At 68.9% G+C, this 17,410-nt stretch carries 15 protein-coding genes; 5 read left to right on the top strand and 10 right to left on the bottom strand.

Annotation, left to right across the window (positions count from 1 at the left end; all coding sequences use genetic code 11):
• Positions 1–54 precede the first annotated feature (54 nt).
• From NCO8_RS17635 to NCO8_RS17620, 4 genes are all read right to left on the bottom strand, one after another.
• Positions 55–2,322, bottom strand: coding sequence for an ATP-dependent DNA ligase (locus tag NCO8_RS17635; RefSeq protein ID WP_067640995.1), 2,268 nt, complete (start codon positions 2,320–2,322; stop codon positions 55–57).
• A gap of 51 nt (positions 2,323–2,373) precedes the next feature.
• Positions 2,374–2,622: an antitoxin gene (locus tag NCO8_RS17630; protein ID WP_067492586.1), complete on the bottom strand. Its 249-nt coding sequence runs from the start codon at positions 2,620–2,622 to the stop codon at positions 2,374–2,376.
• 61 nt (positions 2,623–2,683) lie between these two features.
• Positions 2,684–3,817: an MBL fold metallo-hydrolase gene (locus NCO8_RS17625; protein WP_067640993.1), complete on the bottom strand. Its 1,134-nt coding sequence runs from the start codon at positions 3,815–3,817 to the stop codon at positions 2,684–2,686.
• Positions 3,817–4,545, bottom strand: coding sequence for an enoyl-CoA hydratase (locus NCO8_RS17620; protein WP_067492584.1), 729 nt, complete (start codon positions 4,543–4,545; stop codon positions 3,817–3,819). Before NCO8_RS17620 ends, NCO8_RS17625 begins: the two co-directional genes overlap by 1 nt.
• Before the next feature lie 91 nt (positions 4,546–4,636).
• On the opposite strand from NCO8_RS17620, the gene NCO8_RS17615 reads away from it, so the two are divergent.
• Complete coding sequence (locus NCO8_RS17615; RefSeq protein WP_067640991.1) at positions 4,637–5,755, top strand: NAD(P)-binding domain-containing protein; 1,119 nt, start codon at positions 4,637–4,639, stop codon at positions 5,753–5,755.
• Here the strand turns inward: NCO8_RS17615 and NCO8_RS17610 are convergent.
• The gene (locus NCO8_RS17610) at positions 5,736–6,590 is read right to left on the bottom strand and encodes an aldo/keto reductase (RefSeq protein WP_067640990.1); all 855 of its coding nucleotides are present in this window, start codon (positions 6,588–6,590) and stop codon (positions 5,736–5,738) included. The genes NCO8_RS17615 and NCO8_RS17610 overlap by 20 nt on opposite strands.
• 93 nt (positions 6,591–6,683) lie before the next feature.
• Positions 6,684–8,180 carry an acetyl-coenzyme A carboxylase carboxyl transferase subunits beta/alpha gene (locus NCO8_RS17605; protein WP_067641579.1) on the bottom strand — a complete coding sequence of 499 codons (1,497 nt, stop codon included), beginning with the start codon at positions 8,178–8,180 and terminating at the stop codon, positions 6,684–6,686.
• Between the two features lie 83 nt (positions 8,181–8,263).
• On the opposite strand from NCO8_RS17605, the gene NCO8_RS17600 reads away from it, so the two are divergent.
• Entirely contained in the window at positions 8,264–8,539 is a 276-nt protein-coding gene (locus NCO8_RS17600) for a helix-turn-helix transcriptional regulator (protein WP_067640988.1), read from the top strand.
• Positions 8,536–9,078, top strand: coding sequence for a hypothetical protein (locus tag NCO8_RS17595; RefSeq protein ID WP_067640986.1), 543 nt, complete (start codon positions 8,536–8,538; stop codon positions 9,076–9,078). The genes NCO8_RS17600 and NCO8_RS17595 overlap by 4 nt, the downstream gene beginning before the upstream one ends.
• Before the next feature lie 49 nt (positions 9,079–9,127).
• Here NCO8_RS17595 and NCO8_RS17590 read toward each other — a convergent pair whose 3' ends face one another.
• Genes NCO8_RS17590 through NCO8_RS17575 form a run of 4 tightly spaced genes read right to left on the bottom strand, consistent with a single transcriptional unit; the run spans position 9,128 to position 14,183 of the window.
• Positions 9,128–9,730, bottom strand: a complete 603-nt coding sequence (locus NCO8_RS17590) for a GTP-binding protein (protein ID WP_174550224.1) — start codon at positions 9,728–9,730, stop codon at positions 9,128–9,130.
• Positions 9,711–10,085: a DUF742 domain-containing protein gene (locus NCO8_RS17585; protein ID WP_067492470.1), complete on the bottom strand. Its 375-nt coding sequence runs from the start codon at positions 10,083–10,085 to the stop codon at positions 9,711–9,713. The genes NCO8_RS17590 and NCO8_RS17585 overlap by 20 nt, the downstream gene beginning before the upstream one ends.
• 7 nt (positions 10,086–10,092) lie before the next feature.
• Positions 10,093–10,506 carry a roadblock/LC7 domain-containing protein gene (locus tag NCO8_RS17580; RefSeq protein WP_011207200.1) on the bottom strand — a complete coding sequence of 138 codons (414 nt, stop codon included), beginning with the start codon at positions 10,504–10,506 and terminating at the stop codon, positions 10,093–10,095.
• Positions 10,503–14,183 carry a HAMP domain-containing sensor histidine kinase gene (locus tag NCO8_RS17575; RefSeq protein WP_084457268.1) on the bottom strand — a complete coding sequence of 1,227 codons (3,681 nt, stop codon included), beginning with the start codon at positions 14,181–14,183 and terminating at the stop codon, positions 10,503–10,505. Before NCO8_RS17575 ends, NCO8_RS17580 begins: the two co-directional genes overlap by 4 nt.
• A gap of 316 nt (positions 14,184–14,499) precedes the next feature.
• Here NCO8_RS17575 and NCO8_RS17570 point away from each other — a divergent pair, with 316 nt between their 5' ends.
• Positions 14,500–16,524, top strand: coding sequence for an AMP-binding protein (locus NCO8_RS17570; RefSeq protein WP_067640984.1), 2,025 nt, complete (start codon positions 14,500–14,502; stop codon positions 16,522–16,524).
• 170 nt (positions 16,525–16,694) lie between these two features.
• On the top strand, positions 16,695–17,399 hold the full coding sequence (locus tag NCO8_RS17565; RefSeq protein WP_067640983.1) for a response regulator transcription factor: 705 nt from the start codon (positions 16,695–16,697) through the stop codon (positions 17,397–17,399).
• Positions 17,400–17,410 lie beyond the last annotated feature (11 nt).

Below are 17,410 nucleotides of genomic sequence, written 5' to 3'. Positions count from 1 at the left end.
GAACCGGGTACAACGCGATCACCCTAGCAACAGCGCAGCTTTCACGCGCGAGCATCATCGTGGCGAACTTGTCACACCGTCCCAGATCGGATGCCACAGGCGTCCCGTATCGGTCCACGCCTGGAAGCGCACGATGCCGGTGACGCTCGGCGTGACCCACTCGGCGTCCTTGATCTCCTCCGCCGTCATCTCGTTGGTGAACGGTGAAGTCTTGCGGCGCAGGCGTTGCAGCTGCTCGGCGATGCGGCGCTGCTGTTCGGAATCGAACCCGGTGCCGACCCGGCCGACGTAGACGAAGTCGTCGTCGTGCGGAATGCCGACGAGCAAGGACTTGAACGGGCGGGCCGCGCTCGACCGCCACCCACCGATCACCACCTCCCTGGATCGCCAGTTGCGCTGTTTGATCCAGGTCTGGCTGCGTTTACCCGGCTGATACACCGAGTCGACGCGCTTGGCGACCACGCCCTCCTGGCCCTGTTCACGGCTCTGCTCCATCGCCTCGGCCCCGGAACCGCCGAGTCGTTCGGAGATCCGCATCGAGGGCGCCAGTTGTCCCAATGCCTCGAGGACCACCCGGCGGTCGCTGTATTTCTTGCGGAGCAGCGAGGTGCCGTCGAGGTAGAGGACATCGAAGGCGACGAAGATCGCGCGGGCCGAATCCGCCTGGAGCGCGGAGATATCCGAGAGCCCGTTGTCGTCGAAGACGACCGCCTCCCCGTCGAGCACCACGCGGTGCCCGGCCAGTTCGGCGGCCAGCGCGGCCAGGCGCGGGTACCGGGCTGTGACAGTGTTGCCGCGCCTGCTGCGCACGGTGACGGTGCCGTCGTCGATCTCGACGATCACCCGGAACCCGTCCCACTTGGTCTCGAACTCCCACTCCGGGGGTTGCAACGACTCCACGTCCCCGGCGGTCGCGAGCATCGGCGACAAGCCGTGCGGGAAGGACCGGGAACCGGTGTCGGACAGCGCTTCCCGGGCGCCCTGGTCGCGCATGTAGTGCATCAGCCACTGGTCGCCCTTGGTCTGGATGAAGGCGTAGCGACCGCGCACCTTCTTGCCGTCGAACTCGACGATCACCTCGTCGTCGCGCCACTTCTCGGTGCGGTAGGTGCCCGAATCCCAGATCGTCATCTCCCCGGCGCCGTACTCGCCCTTGGGGATGGTGCCGTGGAAGTCGAGGTATTCGAGCGGATGGTCCTCGGTGCGCACGGCCAGGCGGTTGTGTTTCGGCTCGGTCGGTGGGCCCTTCGGGACGGCCCAGGAGGCGAGGACGCCGTCGCGTTCGAGGCGCACATCCCAGTGCAGGCGGCGGGCATGGTGTTCCTGGATCACGAAACGGTCGTCGGAACCACGCTCGGGGGCGGTGGCGGGGACCGGTTCCGGCGTGCGCCCCGGGTCGCGCATGCTGCGGTACTTGGTGAGCGAGTCGGGACGGACGGGCAGTGGTGGGTCGAGGTCGGCCAGCAGGTCGCCGTCGGCTTTCCAGCGGGCGAGCACTTCGTCGAAACGCAACTGCCGCAACGACTTCGCGTCCTCGATCTCGGCCCAGTCGCGCGGGGCGGCGGCATTGGGCTCGGTGCGTCCGCGCAGTGAATAGGGCGCGATGGTCGTCTTGGCGGCGTTGTTCTGGCTCCAGTCGAGGAACACCTTGCCGCCCCGCGCCGACTTGGCCATCGTCGCGGTGACGAGGTCGGGGTGCAGCTTCTCCAGATTCGTCGCCACCTGTTTGGCGACCGTCGACGCCCCACGTGAACTCACCGGCCGGTCCAGCGGCACGTAGAGGTGAATTCCCTTGCTGCCACTGGTCACGGGAAAGGCGCGCATGCCGATCTCCCCGACCATGTCCCGCACGGCCAGCGCCACCGTGGCACATTCGACCAGGCCCGCACCCGGCCCGGGATCGAGGTCGAACACGATGCGGGTGGCCGGACCGCGCTCGCCGGCCTCGAAACGCCATTGCGGCACATGGATTTCCAGCGCCGCCTGCTGCCCGAGCCAGGCCATCGCCGCCTCGGAATCGATGAGCGGGTACACCACCCGGCGGCTGGAATGCTCGAGCGCGGCGCGGTGCAACCACGCGGGCGCGTGCTCGGGCAGGTTCTTCTCGAAGAAATCGGGGTGATCCACCCCGTTGGGCCACCGCTTCCTGGTGACCGCACGACCGGCGATATGCGGCGCGATGGCATCGGTGATCGCCGAATAGTAGGCGATCACTTCACCTTTGGTCGTTCCGGTGGCCGGGTACAACACCTTGTCGAGGTTGCTGAGCTCGACCTCGACATCCGGTTCACCCGGCGCACCACGGAACTCGCGGCGGACCATCGACGTGGCCCGGCGGCGGGGGCCGCGTCGTCGCGGCCCCCGCGCACCGGATCAGGCCTTCGGCCCCGGATCGGTCGGGGTGGTGCCGCCCGTGGCAGGTCCCGAGCCCGGCTGCTGCGGGGGCACGGCCTTTTTGGCGGCTTCCTTGCCCTTCTCGATCTTGTCGCTGTACTTGCCCTTGGTTTTGTCGTCGATGAAGGTGCCTGCCTTGTCGACCGCATCGTTGATCTTGTCCGCGTTCTGCGCGGCGGCCTCCTTGCCCTTACCGAGCAAGCCCTTCAAGGTGTCCACGAGACTCATCTGCCGATGTTCCTTTCCCAGTTTTCGCGCGATCGCCCATCGCTGCACTAAGCCGAAAGGTTCACTCCACATCTTCCCACCACGAAACCCGTGGTGGGAGGTCATTCGGAACCACCCGCTCACCCGGCTTGGGCACCGCGATCGCGGTTCCGGCCGCAGCGGCCGCCGACACCAGCCGGTGCACCGGTTCGGCCCAGCCGTGGAAGGCCAGGTTGAAGGTGGCCCAGTGAATCGGGACGAGCAGCCCGTAGCCGGGGTCGCCGAGGCACAGGTCCGCGTGCGCGCGCACCGCTTCCTCGGGGGTCATGTGCACATCGGTCCAGCGCTCGTCGTAGGCGCCGATCGGGAGCAGCGTGAGGTCGAACGGTCCGAGCACCGCACCGGCCTGCGCGAACGCCTTCGTGTATCCGGTGTCGCCGCCGAAATACACCCGCTTGGTCGGTCCGGCCAGCGCCCACGACGCCCACAGGGTGGTGTTGCGAGTGAGGCCGCGGCCGGAGAAGTGGCGGGCCTCGGCGCAGGTGATGGTCAGACCACGGTCGCCAGCCTTGTGGCCGAGAGAAACCGAACCGCCCCAATCCAATTCGATGATGCGGTCGTCCGGAACGCCCCACAGCCGCAGGTGTGCGCCGATTCCCATCGGGACCACGAACGGGGCGCGCTGGGCGCGGACCAGCTCGTCGACGGTCGGCTTGTCGAGGTGGTCGTAGTGGTCGTGGGAGATGACGACGGCGTCGACCTTCGGCAGGGTGGACAGCTCGCCCGGTACCGGATGCAACCGGGCAGGCCCGATCACCGGCGACGGCGAGACCCGCTCGCTCCACACCGGGTCGGTGAGCACGCGGTACCCGTCGAGTTCGATCAGCGCGCTCGCGTGCCCGTACCAGGTGACGGCCAGTTCCTCCGCCTGCTCGGGCACGGCGGGCGTCACCAGCGGCACCGGCCGCCGCGGCCGCCCGACCCGCCCCTGGGTGAGCCCCGACCACACCAGCGAGGCCGCCGAACCGGCCGCGATCATCGCGCTGGCCTCGGTGTTGTGGAAACGGCCGTCCCGATACGACGACTTGCCGAGCGCCGTCGGCGCGATCTCCGACGGCCCGGCGCCGAGTGCCCTCGGCAGCCCCCACACGGCACGCGCCACCCAGGCCAGCCCGAGCGCACTCGCCACCGAACCCGCGACCCGTGCCGGATTCATCAGCGCCCCTGGAATTTCGCCGGGCGCTTCTCCTGCCGGGCCAGCCGGCCTTCCTGCGCGTCGTCGCTGGTCCAGGCCGCCGACAGTGCCGTCTCCAGCTGCTCGCTGGCCGGTGCGCGGGTGCCGTCGTCGTTGAGCATGAGCTTCATGGCCCGCAGTGACAGCGGCGCGAGTTGGGCGATCGACTTGGCCCAGGCCTTGGCGTCGGCGACGGTGCCGATCTTGTTGGCGAAGCCGAACGCGTAAGCGTCCGCGGCACTGACGGTTTCGGCGCCGAGCAGGATGGTGCGGGCCGGGCCGCCGCCGATCAGGGCGGCCAGCCGGGCGACGGTCCAGCGGTCCACCGAGATACCGAGCTTGGCGGCGGGCACCGCGATGTAGGCGTCGGGCTCGATCACCCGCAGGTCCGAGGCGAGCGCCAGCTGCACACCGGCGCCGATCGCGCCACCGTTGATCGCCGAGATGACCGGCACCGGAAGGCTTTCGATGGTGTGCAGCATGTCGAGCAGACCGGTCAGGAAGGTCTCGGAGTACACACCGGACAGGTCGGCGCCCGCGCTGAAGATCGGGCCGCGCCCGGTGAGCACGATGACGCGCGCCCCCTGGTCGACGGCCTCGAGCATGGCGGTGCGCAGCTGGGCGACCAGCTCCTCGTTGAGCGCGTTGCGCCGCTGTTCGCGCTGCAGTTCGATGGTGATCACGTCGCCATCGCGGGTCACGCCGAGCATGAATTCCTCCACAGAAGTACCGGATCACGTGGTTGTCTTCACTCTGCCACAGTCAGCGGTCGGCGCCCGGTAAGGCATACCATCGGCGGCTGTGGGAACCGACTTCGACATCGTGGTGATCGGCGCGGGACAGGCCGGGCTGTCGGCGGGCTATCACCTGCGCCGCCTGGGGTTGGTGCCCGAACGCGACTTCCTCATCGTCGACCACGCGCCGGGACCGGGCGGTGCCTGGCAGTTCCGCTGGCCCTCGCTCACCCTGACCACCGTGAACCGGGTGCACGACCTGCCCGGCATGTCGTTCGCCGAGACCCTGCCGCCCGGGTCGTCCTCGGCACCGGCCGCCACCGCCGTCCCCCACTACTACGAGCTCTACGAGAAGCGGTTCGACCTGCGGGTTCGCCGTCAGGTTTCGGTGCGGGTGGTCTGCGACCGGACCGCCGACGGGCAGAGCTGCGCCGGACGCGGTGAGGTGCTGCAGGTCGAAACCGACAGTGCCGGAACACTGCGCACGCGCGGGCTGATCAACGGCACCGGCACGTGGGAGCACCCGTTCATCCCGCGCTATCCGGGCGCCGACAGCTTCGCCGGACGTCAGCTGCACACGCGCGACTACCGCACTGCCGACGAATTCGCGGGCAAGCACGTGATCGTCGTCGGCGGCGGTATCTCGGCGGTGCAGTTGCTCGACGAGATCTCCCGGGTCACCTCGACGACCTGGGTGACCAGGACCGAGCCGCGCTGGCGCGAGACACCGTTCACCGAAGCGGACGGGCGCGCGGCGGTTGCCGCGGTGGAGGACCGGGTGCGCCGTGGACTGCCGCCGGGCTCGGTGGTGTCGCTGACCGGGCTGCCGCTCGACGACCGGCTGCGCGCCGCCCGCGACCGAGGCGTACTCGACCGGCTGCCCATGTTCGAACGAATCGAGCCGACCGGTGTGCGCTGGCCCGACGGCACTTTCCAGCCCGCCGACGTGATCCTGTGGGCGACCGGTTTCCGCAGTTCCCTCGACCATCTGGCCCCGCTGCGGTTGCGCGGGCCCGGCGGCGGCATCACGATGACCGGCCGTCTGGCCACCCAGGTCGCGGTCGACCCCCGCGTGCACCTGATCGGCTACGGGCCGTCGGCCAGCACGATCGGCGCCAACCGGGCCGGTCGCGCGGCCGCCCGGGAGTTGAGCGACTACCTGGGGATCAGTCCAGACCCGCGCTGAAGGTGGCCGGATCGGGGCCGACCCGGGTGCCCCGATCGAGGCGGTTGATCGCGGCCATCGCGTCGGCGTCGAGTTCGAAGGTGAACACGTCGAAGTTCTCGGCGATGCGCGAGGGCGTCACCGACTTCGGGATGACGATATTGCCCAGCTGCAGGTGCCACCGGATGATGACCTGCGCGGGCGTGCGATCGAGCTCCTTGGCCAGGCTCACGATGGTGGGATCGTCCAGCAGGGTGCCCTGCCCGAGCGGGCTCCACGCCTCGGTGGCGATGGCGTTGTTCGCATGGAAGGTGCGCAGTTCGGGCTGGGCGAGGGTGGGATGCAGCTCGATCTGGTTCACGGTGGGGATCTCGCCGGTCTCGGCGATCACCTGCTCCAGATCGGGGATCCGGAAGTTCGAGACACCGATGGATTTCACCCGGCCCTGCGACTTCAACGCCTGGAAAGCCCGGAACGTATCGACGAAACGACCGGCCTTCGGCACCGGCCAATGGATCAGGTACAGGTCGAGATAGTCCAGGCCGAGACGCTGCATGCTGGTGTCGAACGCACGCAGCGTGCTGTCGTAGCCCTGCTCGGAGTTCCACAGCTTGGTTGTCACATAGATCTCGTCGCGGGGAATCCCCGAGGCACGGATCGCGCGACCTACGCCTTCCTCGTTTCCGTAGATCGCGGCCGTGTCGATACTGCGGTAACCGACCTTCAACGCCTCGGCGACCACAGTGGTGACGTCTTCCTCCGGCACCTGGAACACACCGAAGCCGAGCTGCGGTATGACGTTCCCATCGTTGAGCACGATGGTGGGAACAGGACTGCTTTCGCTGCGGAAGGTCACCCTACCGAAGGGTAGAAGTGGTTGCCGGTGGCGTCAACGACGCGACCTCGCGTGTTTCCCCAGGTGTGCGAACCGGGGCGGTGGTCGGTTTTATCACCGGCCGATGCGGCGGTAGCGGGCCAGGCGTAGCGTGCGCAGTTCCTCGGGTGGGTGGGTGCGCAGGGCGGCCAGTTCCTCGGCGATCGCCAGGACGACGCGGCGGGCGAAGGCGACCGGCTCGTCGGCGGCGTCGGGATACTCCTCCACGATCCGGTCAACCACGCCGTCCTCGAGCAGATCCGCGGAGCGAATGCGTTGGGCCGCGGCGAGTTCCGGCGCATGCTCGATATCGCGGAAGACGATGGCACTTGCCCCTTCCGGCGGCAGCGGCGCGAGCCAGCCGTGCCGCGCGGCGAGCACCCGATCGGCGGGGAGCAGGGCGAGGGCGCCACCACCGGTGCCCTGACCGAGCAGCACGGAGACCGTCGGGGTGTCGAGGGTGACGAGATCGGCCAGACAGCGGGCGATTTCGCCCGCAAGACCGCGTTCCTCCGCCTCCTTGGACAGCGCGGCACCGACGGTGTCGATCACCAGGACCAGCGGCAGCCGCAACTCCCTCGCCAGCGCCATGGCCCGGCGGGCCTCGCGCAGCGCGGCGGGGCTCATCGTCTGCTCCTCGAGGCGGCCGGATCGGTCGTGCCCGAACACCACGCACGGTTGCCCGCCGAACCGGGCGAGGGCGAGCAGGACGGTGCGGTCGGTTTCGCCCTGGCCGGTGCCCGAGAGCGGAACCCGTTGGCTGGTATGGCGAAGCAGGTCACGAATGCCCGGGCGGCCGGGGCGTCGGGTACTGAGCACCGAATCCCATGCTGTCGCCGAAGGATTCGCAGGGACGCCCGGATTGCGCACGGGCGCAGCCCAACCCGGCTCGGCGGACAACGGAAGCGGCAGGCCGGCGCACACACTCAACGCGCGATGCGCGATCCGGCGGAAGACCTCGATCGGCACCACCCCGTCGATCACACCGTTGCGGTAGAGGTTCTCGGCGGTCTGTACATCGGGCGGAAAAGGCTTGCCGTACAAGGCTTCGTACACGCGCGGGCCGAGAAAGCCGATGAGGGCGCCCGGCTGGGCGAAGGTGATGTGCCCCAGCGATCCCCACGACGCGAACACGCCGCCCATCGTCGGATTGCGCAGGTAAACCAGGTACGGGAGACCGGCCGCCTTGTGCACGGCGACCGCACCGGCGATCTTCACCATCTGCACGAAAGCGACTGTGCCCTCCTGCATCCGGGTGCCACCCGAGGTCGGCGAGGCGATCAGCGGCAGCCCGAGTTCGGTCGCGCGCTCCACCGCTTCGACGATCCGCTCGGCCGCCGCCACTCCGATCGACCCGGCGAGAAACCCGAACTCACAGGCGATCACGGCCACCCGCCGCCCGCGCAGCAGCCCCTCGCCGGTGAGCACCGATTCGTCGGTGCCCGCCCGCCGGCTCGCGTCGACGAGCTCCTGGCGGTAGCGCGGCGAGGCGGCGCGCCCGATCGGTGGGCGATCCCAGCTCACGAACGAATCGACGTCGAGCAGCCGCGCGATCACCTCATTCGCCGACATCTGCACGAGCAGAGCGTAGCCGGGCGATCACGATGTCGCGGATAGCCTTGACGGAATGTTGTGTTTTTACAACACTATGTTGTGTGAGCCCAGTCAGACGAGGGGAAACCCTTCCGATCTACAACCGCATCGCGGTGCTGCGCGCCGAACAGCGGATGAGCCGGGCGGCCCTGGCCGACGCGGTGAATGTCAATGTCCAGACGATCGGCGCGCTCGAGCGCGGCGACCACTACCCCAGCCTCGACCTGGCGCTGCGCATCTGCGACGTGTTCGCCCTGCCGGTGGAGGCGGTCTTCTCCCGCACGGAATTCGGCCCGCTCTCGGCCGAGGTGTATCCACGAACGAAAGGCACGTCATGACCAGCGCGACCGGTTTGATCGACCGCTATCAGGACTATCGGGTGCGGCGCTGGCTCGTACAGGAACAGCGCACGGCGGGCATGCTGAAAAGCTGGCGGCCGCAACGACGTCGGCGGCTACTGGTGATCGGCACCGTGACCGCGCTTGCCGGAGTGGCGATCGCGGGCGTGCTGTGCGCGTTCGACCTGCAGGTCGTGCCGGTCGTGATCGCGACGATCTCGCTCCTGCTGTTCCTGCCCGCCTGGACCATGCTGCGAATCGCCAGCGGCGGACAGGATTACGCGCCGGAACAGATGCTCGACGAATTCGAGATCGCCGAGCGCAACAAAGCCCGCTCGGTCGGCCTCGCGCTCACCCAGTCGTTGACCCTGCCGGGTCTGTTCTTCCTGATCGGGGCAAGCGCTATCAACCCCGAAGCCGATGCGTATCGCACCGCCTACGCGGGAGGACTCATGCTGCTGGCAGCCCTCATGGCGGGCGGTTGCGCGCCCGCGATGATCATCGGCTGGACCCGTCCCGATCCCGAACCGGAACCCTGACGGGTGAGACCGGGGCTGCGGCCTTCATCGACGCAGCCCCACCCGCCGATCAGTAGCCCTGCATCACCTTGCGCAGCGCGTATTCGGTGAGCGAGACCAGTGCCTGCTTGGCCGGCTCGCGGCGGCGGGCGTCGATCGACATGATCGGGACATCCGCGGGGACCGCGAGGGCCTGGCGGATGTCCTCGAGCGGGTACTTCGGTGCGTCGTCGAACTCGTTGAGCGCCACCAGGAACGGCAGGCCACGTGCCTCGAAGTAGTCGACGGCCGCGAAGCTGTCCTCCAGCCTGCGGGTGTCGACCAGCACCACGGCGCCGATGGCGCCGCGGATGAGGTCGTCCCACATGAACCAGAACCGGTACTGGCCCGGCGTACCGAACAGGTACAGGACCAGGTCGTCGGCGAGGCTGATCCGGCCGAAGTCCATGGCCACCGTGGTGGTCGACTTCTGCGGAATGCCGGTGAGGTTGTCGATTCCAGCACTGGCATTGGTCACCAACGCCTCGGTGCGCAGCGGAACGATCTCCGACACCGCACCGACCAACGTGGTCTTACCGACACCGAAGCCACCGGCAACAACGATCTTCGCCGAAGTCGGCTTGCTCGTGCGGGTGTCGACCTGCGCCGTCGAATCAAATACGCCGGAGTCCACTGAGAACCCTTTCGATCAGCTCGCGACGTTCATCGTCGCTGGAATCGTCTTTCAAAGTCGCCGAGACCCGAACATGACCGGCCTCGATGAGGTCGGCCACCAGTACCCGCGCAACCCCGATGGGGATGCGCAGCTGGGCGGCTATCTCGGCGACGGACGGCGATTGTCTGCACAACTCCACGATGGACGTTTCGAGGTTGTTCAGTTCGAACTGCCGCTCCATGGCGACCGGATGCGAGGCAACGAGAGCCTCCAACGCCAACTCGACTGCCGGCCGCGTACGGCCGGAAGTCAACGAGTAAGGGCGAACGAGGCTTGGCTCGGCGCTTCCCATGCGGTGATCGTCTATGTCCATCCCACCATCAGGAACCCATCGTGACGCGTGGCGTGGCCTGGACGGTCTGGCCCACACGCTCGACCAACAGAGCCATCTCGTAGCCGACCTGACCGATGTCACACGAGGTGTTGGTCAGGACCGCGAGATAGGAGCCGTCGCCCACTGCCATCAGCAGCAGGTAACCGTGCTCCATCTCGACGACGGACTGCAGTACCGTACCGCCTTCGAAAAGATTCGACACGCCGACGGACAGGCTGGCCAGACCGGCGGTGACAGCAGACAGCTGCTCCGCGCGGTCGACCGGTAGCTGGGCACTGGCGGCCATCAGCAGGCCGTCGGCCGAGACAAGGACAGCATGGGCTACGCCAGGAACCTCGTTGGCGAAGTTCGAAACCAGCCAATCCAGCTGACGGTTCGTACCACCTAGATCGGGGTTCATCGGTCTCCTTTATCTCCGGTTAGGTTCATTGCCTTCATTGCGCGGCCATCCCGGACGCCCTGCTGGTGACGACTCAAGCTGGACCTGATGGTTTCAGGGTCGCGCTTCGGTGTGCGGTCGGCGTTACCGGTCACGCCACCGGGCACGAGCCTTCCGCCCGGATTGCGTTGTGGCAAGCCGGCGGCCGTGCGGGCCTCGGCCTGCGCCTCGGCGGCCCGTCGCGCGGCCTGCCAACCTTCGTCACCGGGTGATTCGAAGGCGGCGGCCAGCTGGGACCGGTCGGAATTCTCGTCCGTGAGCCACGCCGACATCATCTCCGCGAAGATCGGCGTTCCGCCCATCACGGAATCGCCCTCCGGTGCCGGCTGCAACCTGGTCTGGAAGAACGACGCGGCCTTGGCCGGATTCGACCGATAGCTGTGCCGTCCCGGATCACGCCCTGCCGACGCAGCGTTCCCCGGCTCCGCAGGATCCCGATCCCGTTGCGGCAGAGCCACTCCCGGCCCGGCGTTCGCCTGCGGTACCACAGTAGCGCCGGGAGCACGCTGGGGCAGCCCATTCGGTCCGAGTGGGCGCTCCGGGGGGGCTTCACCGCGCTGCGGGAGACCGGGCGCGCGCTGCGGCAGGCCGCCGTCGGCCGGATCCCGCTGGGCGGCGGGCGTTTCCGACGGGGTGCGCTGCGGCAGGCCACCGGCGGGGTTGCGCTGCGGCAGCCCGTTGGCCGGATTCCGTTGCGGCAGACCGCCGGCCGGGTTGTCCAGGCGCGGCAGGCCGCCGGACTGCTCGCGGTGCGGCAGACGCGGGGTCGGCTCGCGCTGGGGTAGGCCACCACGCTGCGGCAGACCGGTCGCGGGGTCGCGCTGCACCGGCTCGGAATCACGCTGCGGCGCAGGGCCACCACGCTGCGGCAGGCCCGTCGACGGATCGCGCTGCACCGGCTCGGAATCACGCTGCGGCACGGGGCCGCCACGCTGTGGGAGTCCGGTCGGCGGGTTGTTCGGCGCACGCTGCGGCAGGCCGGTGGACGGATCACGTTGCGGCAGACCACCGGTCTGCTCCCGCTGCGGCAGACCGTTGGACGGGTCACGCTGCGGGAGACCGCCCGAGGGCGAGCGCTGCGGCAGGCCGCCGGACTGCGGGCCGCCTGCCGGGTCACGCTGCGGGAGGCCGCCGCTCTGGTCGCGCTGCGGCGCGCGATTCGACGGGTCGCGCTGCGGCAGGCCGGTCGACGGGTCACGCGGCGGGGCGCCGTTGGCGCCGGGCGAACGCTGCGGCAGGCCGCCCTCACGGGTGGGTGCCGCGTCGCGCGGCGGCTGACCCTGCTCGCGGGCGGGCGCACCGTTGGCTCCCGGCTGACGCTGCGGCAGGCCACCGGCCGTCGGCGCGGGCTTGGCCTCGCCCGGCTTGCCCTGCGGGGGCTGGGGTGGCTGCGGACGCTGCGGCGCGCCGGGACCACCCGGTGCCAGATTGCGCTTGGGCAGGTTGGCCGCGGCCAGCTTGCCGCGCTGCGGCACATTGCCCTGACCGGGGGTGGCCGGGCGCAACGACGTGGACTGCTCGTTGCCGTCCTGCGTCTGCGCCATGGCATTGCCCGGCTGACGCTGCGGCAGTCCACCGGGACCGGTCGGCGGCGGGCTCACGCCCGGGTCGACGGTGACCATCATGTTGCCACCCGGGGTACGGGTGATCGCACGGGTCTGCATGGTGCTCGGCTGCTGCGGCTGCTGGGGCTGCGGTTTCTGCGGCTGCGGCGGTTGCTGCTGCTTCTGCAGCTGGTTCGGCGGCACGACCGCGCCACCGGCACCCGAGACGATCAGGCCGACCGGCACGTGCACGGTGACGGTGACGCCCGGATCGCGCGCGGTATCGAACGTCGGGCGCAGGCGGACGGTGAGACCGTGCCGCTCGGCCAGACGGCCGACCACGAACAGACCCATGTGGCGGGCGGTGTCGGGGCCGGGCTCGGCGGCCTGCTCGAGCCTGCGGTTGATGTCGGTCATCTCCGCGGGCGGCATACCGATGCCCCGGTCGGCCACCTCGATCAGCAGACCCTGGTCGTGTGCCTGGGCGAAGGTGAACTTGACGTCGGTCTCCGGCGGCGAAGCGCGCAGCGCGTTGTCGAGCAACTCGGCGAACAGGTGCGCCAGGTCGGAGGCGGCCGGTTCGACGAGCGAACCGCGCGGGGTGGCGCCGAGCTTCACGCGCTCGTAGTCCTCGACCTCGGAGATCGCGGCGCGGAGCACGTCGGCGATCTCGACCGGGGCCGACTTGGAACGCCGCTGCTTGGTGCCGGCGAGGATCAGCAGGTTGTCACCGTTACGGCGCATACGCGCGGCGAGGTGGTCGAGGCGGAAGAGGTTCTCGAGCAGGCGCGGGTCCTTCTCGTCGTACTCCATCGCCTCGATGAGGGTGAGCTGATGGTCGACGAGCGACTTGGACCGCCGCGCCAGCGTCTCGAACATGTCGTTGACCTGCGAACGCATCTGCGCCTGGTCGCTGGCCAGGCGCAGCGCCTGACCGTGGATGTCGTCGACGGCGCGGGCCAGCTGGCCGATCTCCTCGTCGGAGCGCACCGGCATCGGTTCGAGCGGCACGTCCTCGGGGGCGGCGCCGTTGCGGAGCTGGGCGACCTCGTGGGGCAGGTCGGACTCGGCCACGCGCAGCGCGGCCAGGCGCAGGCGGTGCAGCGGCACGATCATCGAGCGCGCGACGAACACGGCGAGCAGCAGCGCGGCGAGGATGGTCGCGATGACGACCGCGGTGTAGGTCCAGGCGCCGGTGGCGGCCGAGGTGGTGAGCTCGTCCATCGAGGTCTCGATGGCCTTGGTCGACTCGTCGACGACGGTTTCGTAGGCCACGAGACTGGTGACCAGCGAGGTCCGCATCTCGCCGATCGGCAGCTTGCCCGCGGCCACGTCGGGCCCGCTCACCAGGTTCTGGCGGATGTCGGCCTGGGTCTTGAGGTCGGCGAGCACCTGGTCGCCGTCGGGGAAGCGGTTGGCGAGCACGTCGAGCAGGTGACGCTCGGTTGCCACGCCGGTGAGGTAGTTCTGCGGGCCCGCGGGCGATCCGCGCAGCATCTCCGAGATCGCGGCCAGCTGATCGACGAGGATCGACCGGGTGTTGAGCGAGTCGACCAGGCGCAGCTTGGCCGTGTCCATCACCGGGTTGCTCACCTGGGCGATCGTCGACTCGACGATCGAGACACTGTCCTTGCGCATCTGCTCGACCGAGGCGAGCGCGGTATCGGGCGAGGCCGTGAGCCCCTTGCCCTGGGCACGCACATTCTTGGCCTGGGCGATCATCCGCTCGAGCGCGGAGTGCGCCTTCGGCAGGTCGACGAGTCGACCGAGCTCGGCCTCGCCCTCGGCGATGGCAGCGTCGAGGTCGACGAGGTCCTGGTCGGTCACCAGGGTGACCCCGGGACCGGCGGGCACGGTCTGGCTACCGGTCACCCGCGCGGTCACAGCACTGAGCGAGGTGACCGACGGAATCGCGTCTACCTGCTCGTTGATGCTCGAAAGCCGGTTGGCCTCGGTGAACTCGGAGGTAATCCTCGACACGCCGAGCCCGACCGCGACCGCGAGAGGCACAGCCAAGACGGCCGTAACCTTCCAACGCAGGTCCCAGTTGCCGAGCGCCCAGCGCTTGCTGCCGGACCTAGCGGCGTCACGCATCTCCCACTCACTTTCCAAACTGGCCTCGTACCGTGCGCCATCACGAACCTCCACAGGCGCAATGGTGGCTCGCCAGACGGTGCTGGCCGAGAACTGCGGCTGGCCGAGAAATTGCGTCTACGACTGCCCGAATAAGTGACAACAGATTCTAACGGATCAATAACTTCTTGGCCGACTCCCGGTAGAGGTCCGCGCGATGACCTGCCCGTTACAGGCAAAACCAAAGGTCGCGGCACCCCCTCGGGTGTCGCGTGAAGTCTGCCACAATCATCAGGATCTATCGAGCGGGCACGAAGCGAGGCTAGGAGTCACAGGCTTGGACACCGAACACGAGTACCGGCCGGTCTATCAGACCAGCCTGGTCGATCCAGCCGACTTCTGGTCAGCCGCCGCTCGCGAGATCGAGTGGGATCTCGCCCCCGAGCACACTCTCGACGCCGCCGACAAACGTTCGGCCCGTTGGTATCCCGACGGCAAGCTCAATACCTGTGTGAACGCCCTCGACCGGCATGTGCGCGGCGGAACTCTCGCCGAAGGTGGACGTTCGGATCAGGCCGCGTTGATCTATGTGTCGGCCATGACCGACACCACAACGACTTATACGTATGCGGAATTGCTCAACGAGGTGGAACGCTTCGCCGGGGCGATGCGTGATCTCGGCGTGGTCGCCGGTAACCGAGTGGTGATCTATCTGCCGATGATCCCCGAGGCCGTGATCGCCATGCTCGCGTGCGCCCGCATCGGCGCGGTCCACTCGGTGGTCTTCGGCGGGTTCGCCGCACCCGAGCTGGCGGCCCGCATCGACGACGCCGAGCCGGTGCTCGTCGTCACCGCGTCGGGCGGGCTCGAGCCGGGCCGCCGCATCGAGTACCCGCCGATCGTGCTGCAGGCCCTCGACCTGGCCGAGAGCACTTCGGTGCGCACGGTGCTCGTCAAACAGCGCCCACAGTTCCCGACCATCGAGTTCGCCCAGGACCAGCCCGCCACCGACGTGCTGCCCGCCTCGGATCAGACCGTCGCCGCGCGCTGGCTGGACTGGGACGCCACCGTCGCCGAGGCCGAACCGGCCGAGCCGGTGACCGTGGGCGCCTGCGACCCGCTCTACATCCTCTACACCTCGGGAACGACCGGAAAGCCCAAGGGCGTGGTGCGCGACAACGGCGGCCACGCGGTGGCCCTCACCTGGTCGATGCGCAATATCTACGACGTGGGCCCGGGTCAGGTGTTCTTCGCGTCCTCTGATGTGGGCTGGGTGGTCGGCCACTCCTACATCGTCTACGCGCCGCTGTTCGTCGGTGCGACCACGGTGCTCTACGAGGGCAAACCAGTCGGCACCCCCGACGCGGGCGCGTTCTGGCGCATCGTCGACGAACACGACGTGCGGGTGCTGTTCACCGCCCCCACGGCGTTGCGTGCCATCCGCCGCGCCGACCCGGAGGCCACCGCTGCCCATCGCCACGACCTGTCCCGGCTGCGTGCGCTGTTCTGCGCGGGCGAGCGGCTCGACCCCGCCACCTTCGAGTGGGCCAGCGACACCCTGCTCGCCGGTCATCCCGACACTCCGGTGGTCGACCACTGGTGGCAGACCGAGACCGGCTGGCCCATCTGCGCCGACCCGCTCGGCCTGCAGGAACTGCCCGTGAAGCCCGGTTCCGCCGGAGTGCCGGTGCCCGGGTATCGCCTGCGGGTGCTCGATGCCAGCGGCAACCCGGTACCCAACGGCACCGAGGGCAATATCGTCATCGGCCTGCCGCTGCCCCCCGGTTGCCTGAGCGGCCTGTGGCGCAACCGGGAACGGTTCGTGCGCTCCTATCTCTCGGCCTTCCCCGGCCACTACCTCACCGGCGACTCCGGCTACTTCGACGAAGACGGCTACCTCTACGTCCTCGGCCGCTCCGACGACGTCATCAATATCGCCGGGCACCGGCTCTCGGCGGGCAGTATCGAGGCCGCCATCTCCGGGCACGAGGCCGTCGCCGAGTGCGCCGTGATCGGCGTGCCGGATGAACTCAAGGGCAGCCTGCCGCTGGCGTATGTGGTGCTCAAGCAGGGCATCGACATCGAGCCCGACCAGTTGCGCGACGAGCTCGTGGAACGGGTGCGCGAGCAGATCGGCGCCATCGCCAGCCTGCACGACGCGATCGTCGTCACCGGCCTGCCCAAGACCCGCTCGGGCAAGATCCTGCGCAAGACCATCCGCCAGCTCACCGCCGGTGAACACGTGGAACCCCCGGCCACCATCGAGGACCCGGCCGTCCTCACCGCCCTGGCCGACCGCATCCTCGCCAACCCCCCGCTCGGCAGGCCGACCACCCCCGACGGCGACCAGGTAGCGCAATGACATCGGCGGCTGGCGCCGCGGTTCTCGACGCTTGACTCCGCCTCTTCCCTCCCTCCGGGCACTCCTTCGTCGCACCCTCCGCTCAGTCCAGAGGCGGAGGCGCGCCGAGAACAGGACATCGGCGGCTGGCGCCGCGGTTCTCGACGCTCGAGTCCCCCTAGGATTGCGGCGTGACTGAACGTGCCGCCGCTACTGTGCTGGTCGTCGACGACGACGAAGACGTGCTCGCCTCGGTGGAGCGCGGTCTGCGGCTCTCCGGGTTCCAGGTGCTCGTCGCCCGCGACGGTGGCGCCGCGTTGCGGGCGGTGTCCGAGCACGCGCCCGACGCGGTGGTGCTCGATATGAACATGCCGGTCCTCGACGGCGCCGGGGTGGTGACGGCGCTGCGGGCCATGGGCAACGACGTGCCGATCTGCGTGCTCAGCGCCCGCGCCTCGGTGGACGACCGGATCGCCGGGCTGGAGTCGGGCGCCGACGACTACCTGGTGAAACCGTTCGAACTCGCCGAGCTGGTCGCCCGCATCCGCGCCCTGCTGCGCAGGCGAACCGACACGCCCGATCAGGCCGCACCCGGCGCGATCACCGTCGGTCCGCTGCAGGTGGATGTCGCGGGTTATCGCGCACTGCTGCACGGGCGGGAAATCGAGCTCACCAAAAGGGAATTCGAATTACTGTCCACCCTGGCGCGCAATGCGGGTGTGGTGCTCACGCGTGAGCGGCTGCTGGAATTGGTGTGGGGCTACGATTTCATAGCCGATACGAATGTGGTCGACGTGTTCGTCGGATACCTTCGGCGCAAACTCGAAATAGATGACACGCCAAGGATTTTGCACACTATTCGCGGCATCGGTTTCGTGTTGCGGGAACCTAAATGACCGTGCGGTCG

This window comes from Nocardia coubleae NBRC 108252, assembly GCF_001612805.1.
In the GTDB taxonomy this organism is placed as follows: Bacteria; Actinomycetota; Actinomycetes; order Mycobacteriales; family Mycobacteriaceae; genus Nocardia; species Nocardia coubleae.
The sequence above is the reverse complement of the archived record's forward strand: the minus strand, read 5'-3'. Positions and strand labels throughout refer to the sequence as shown.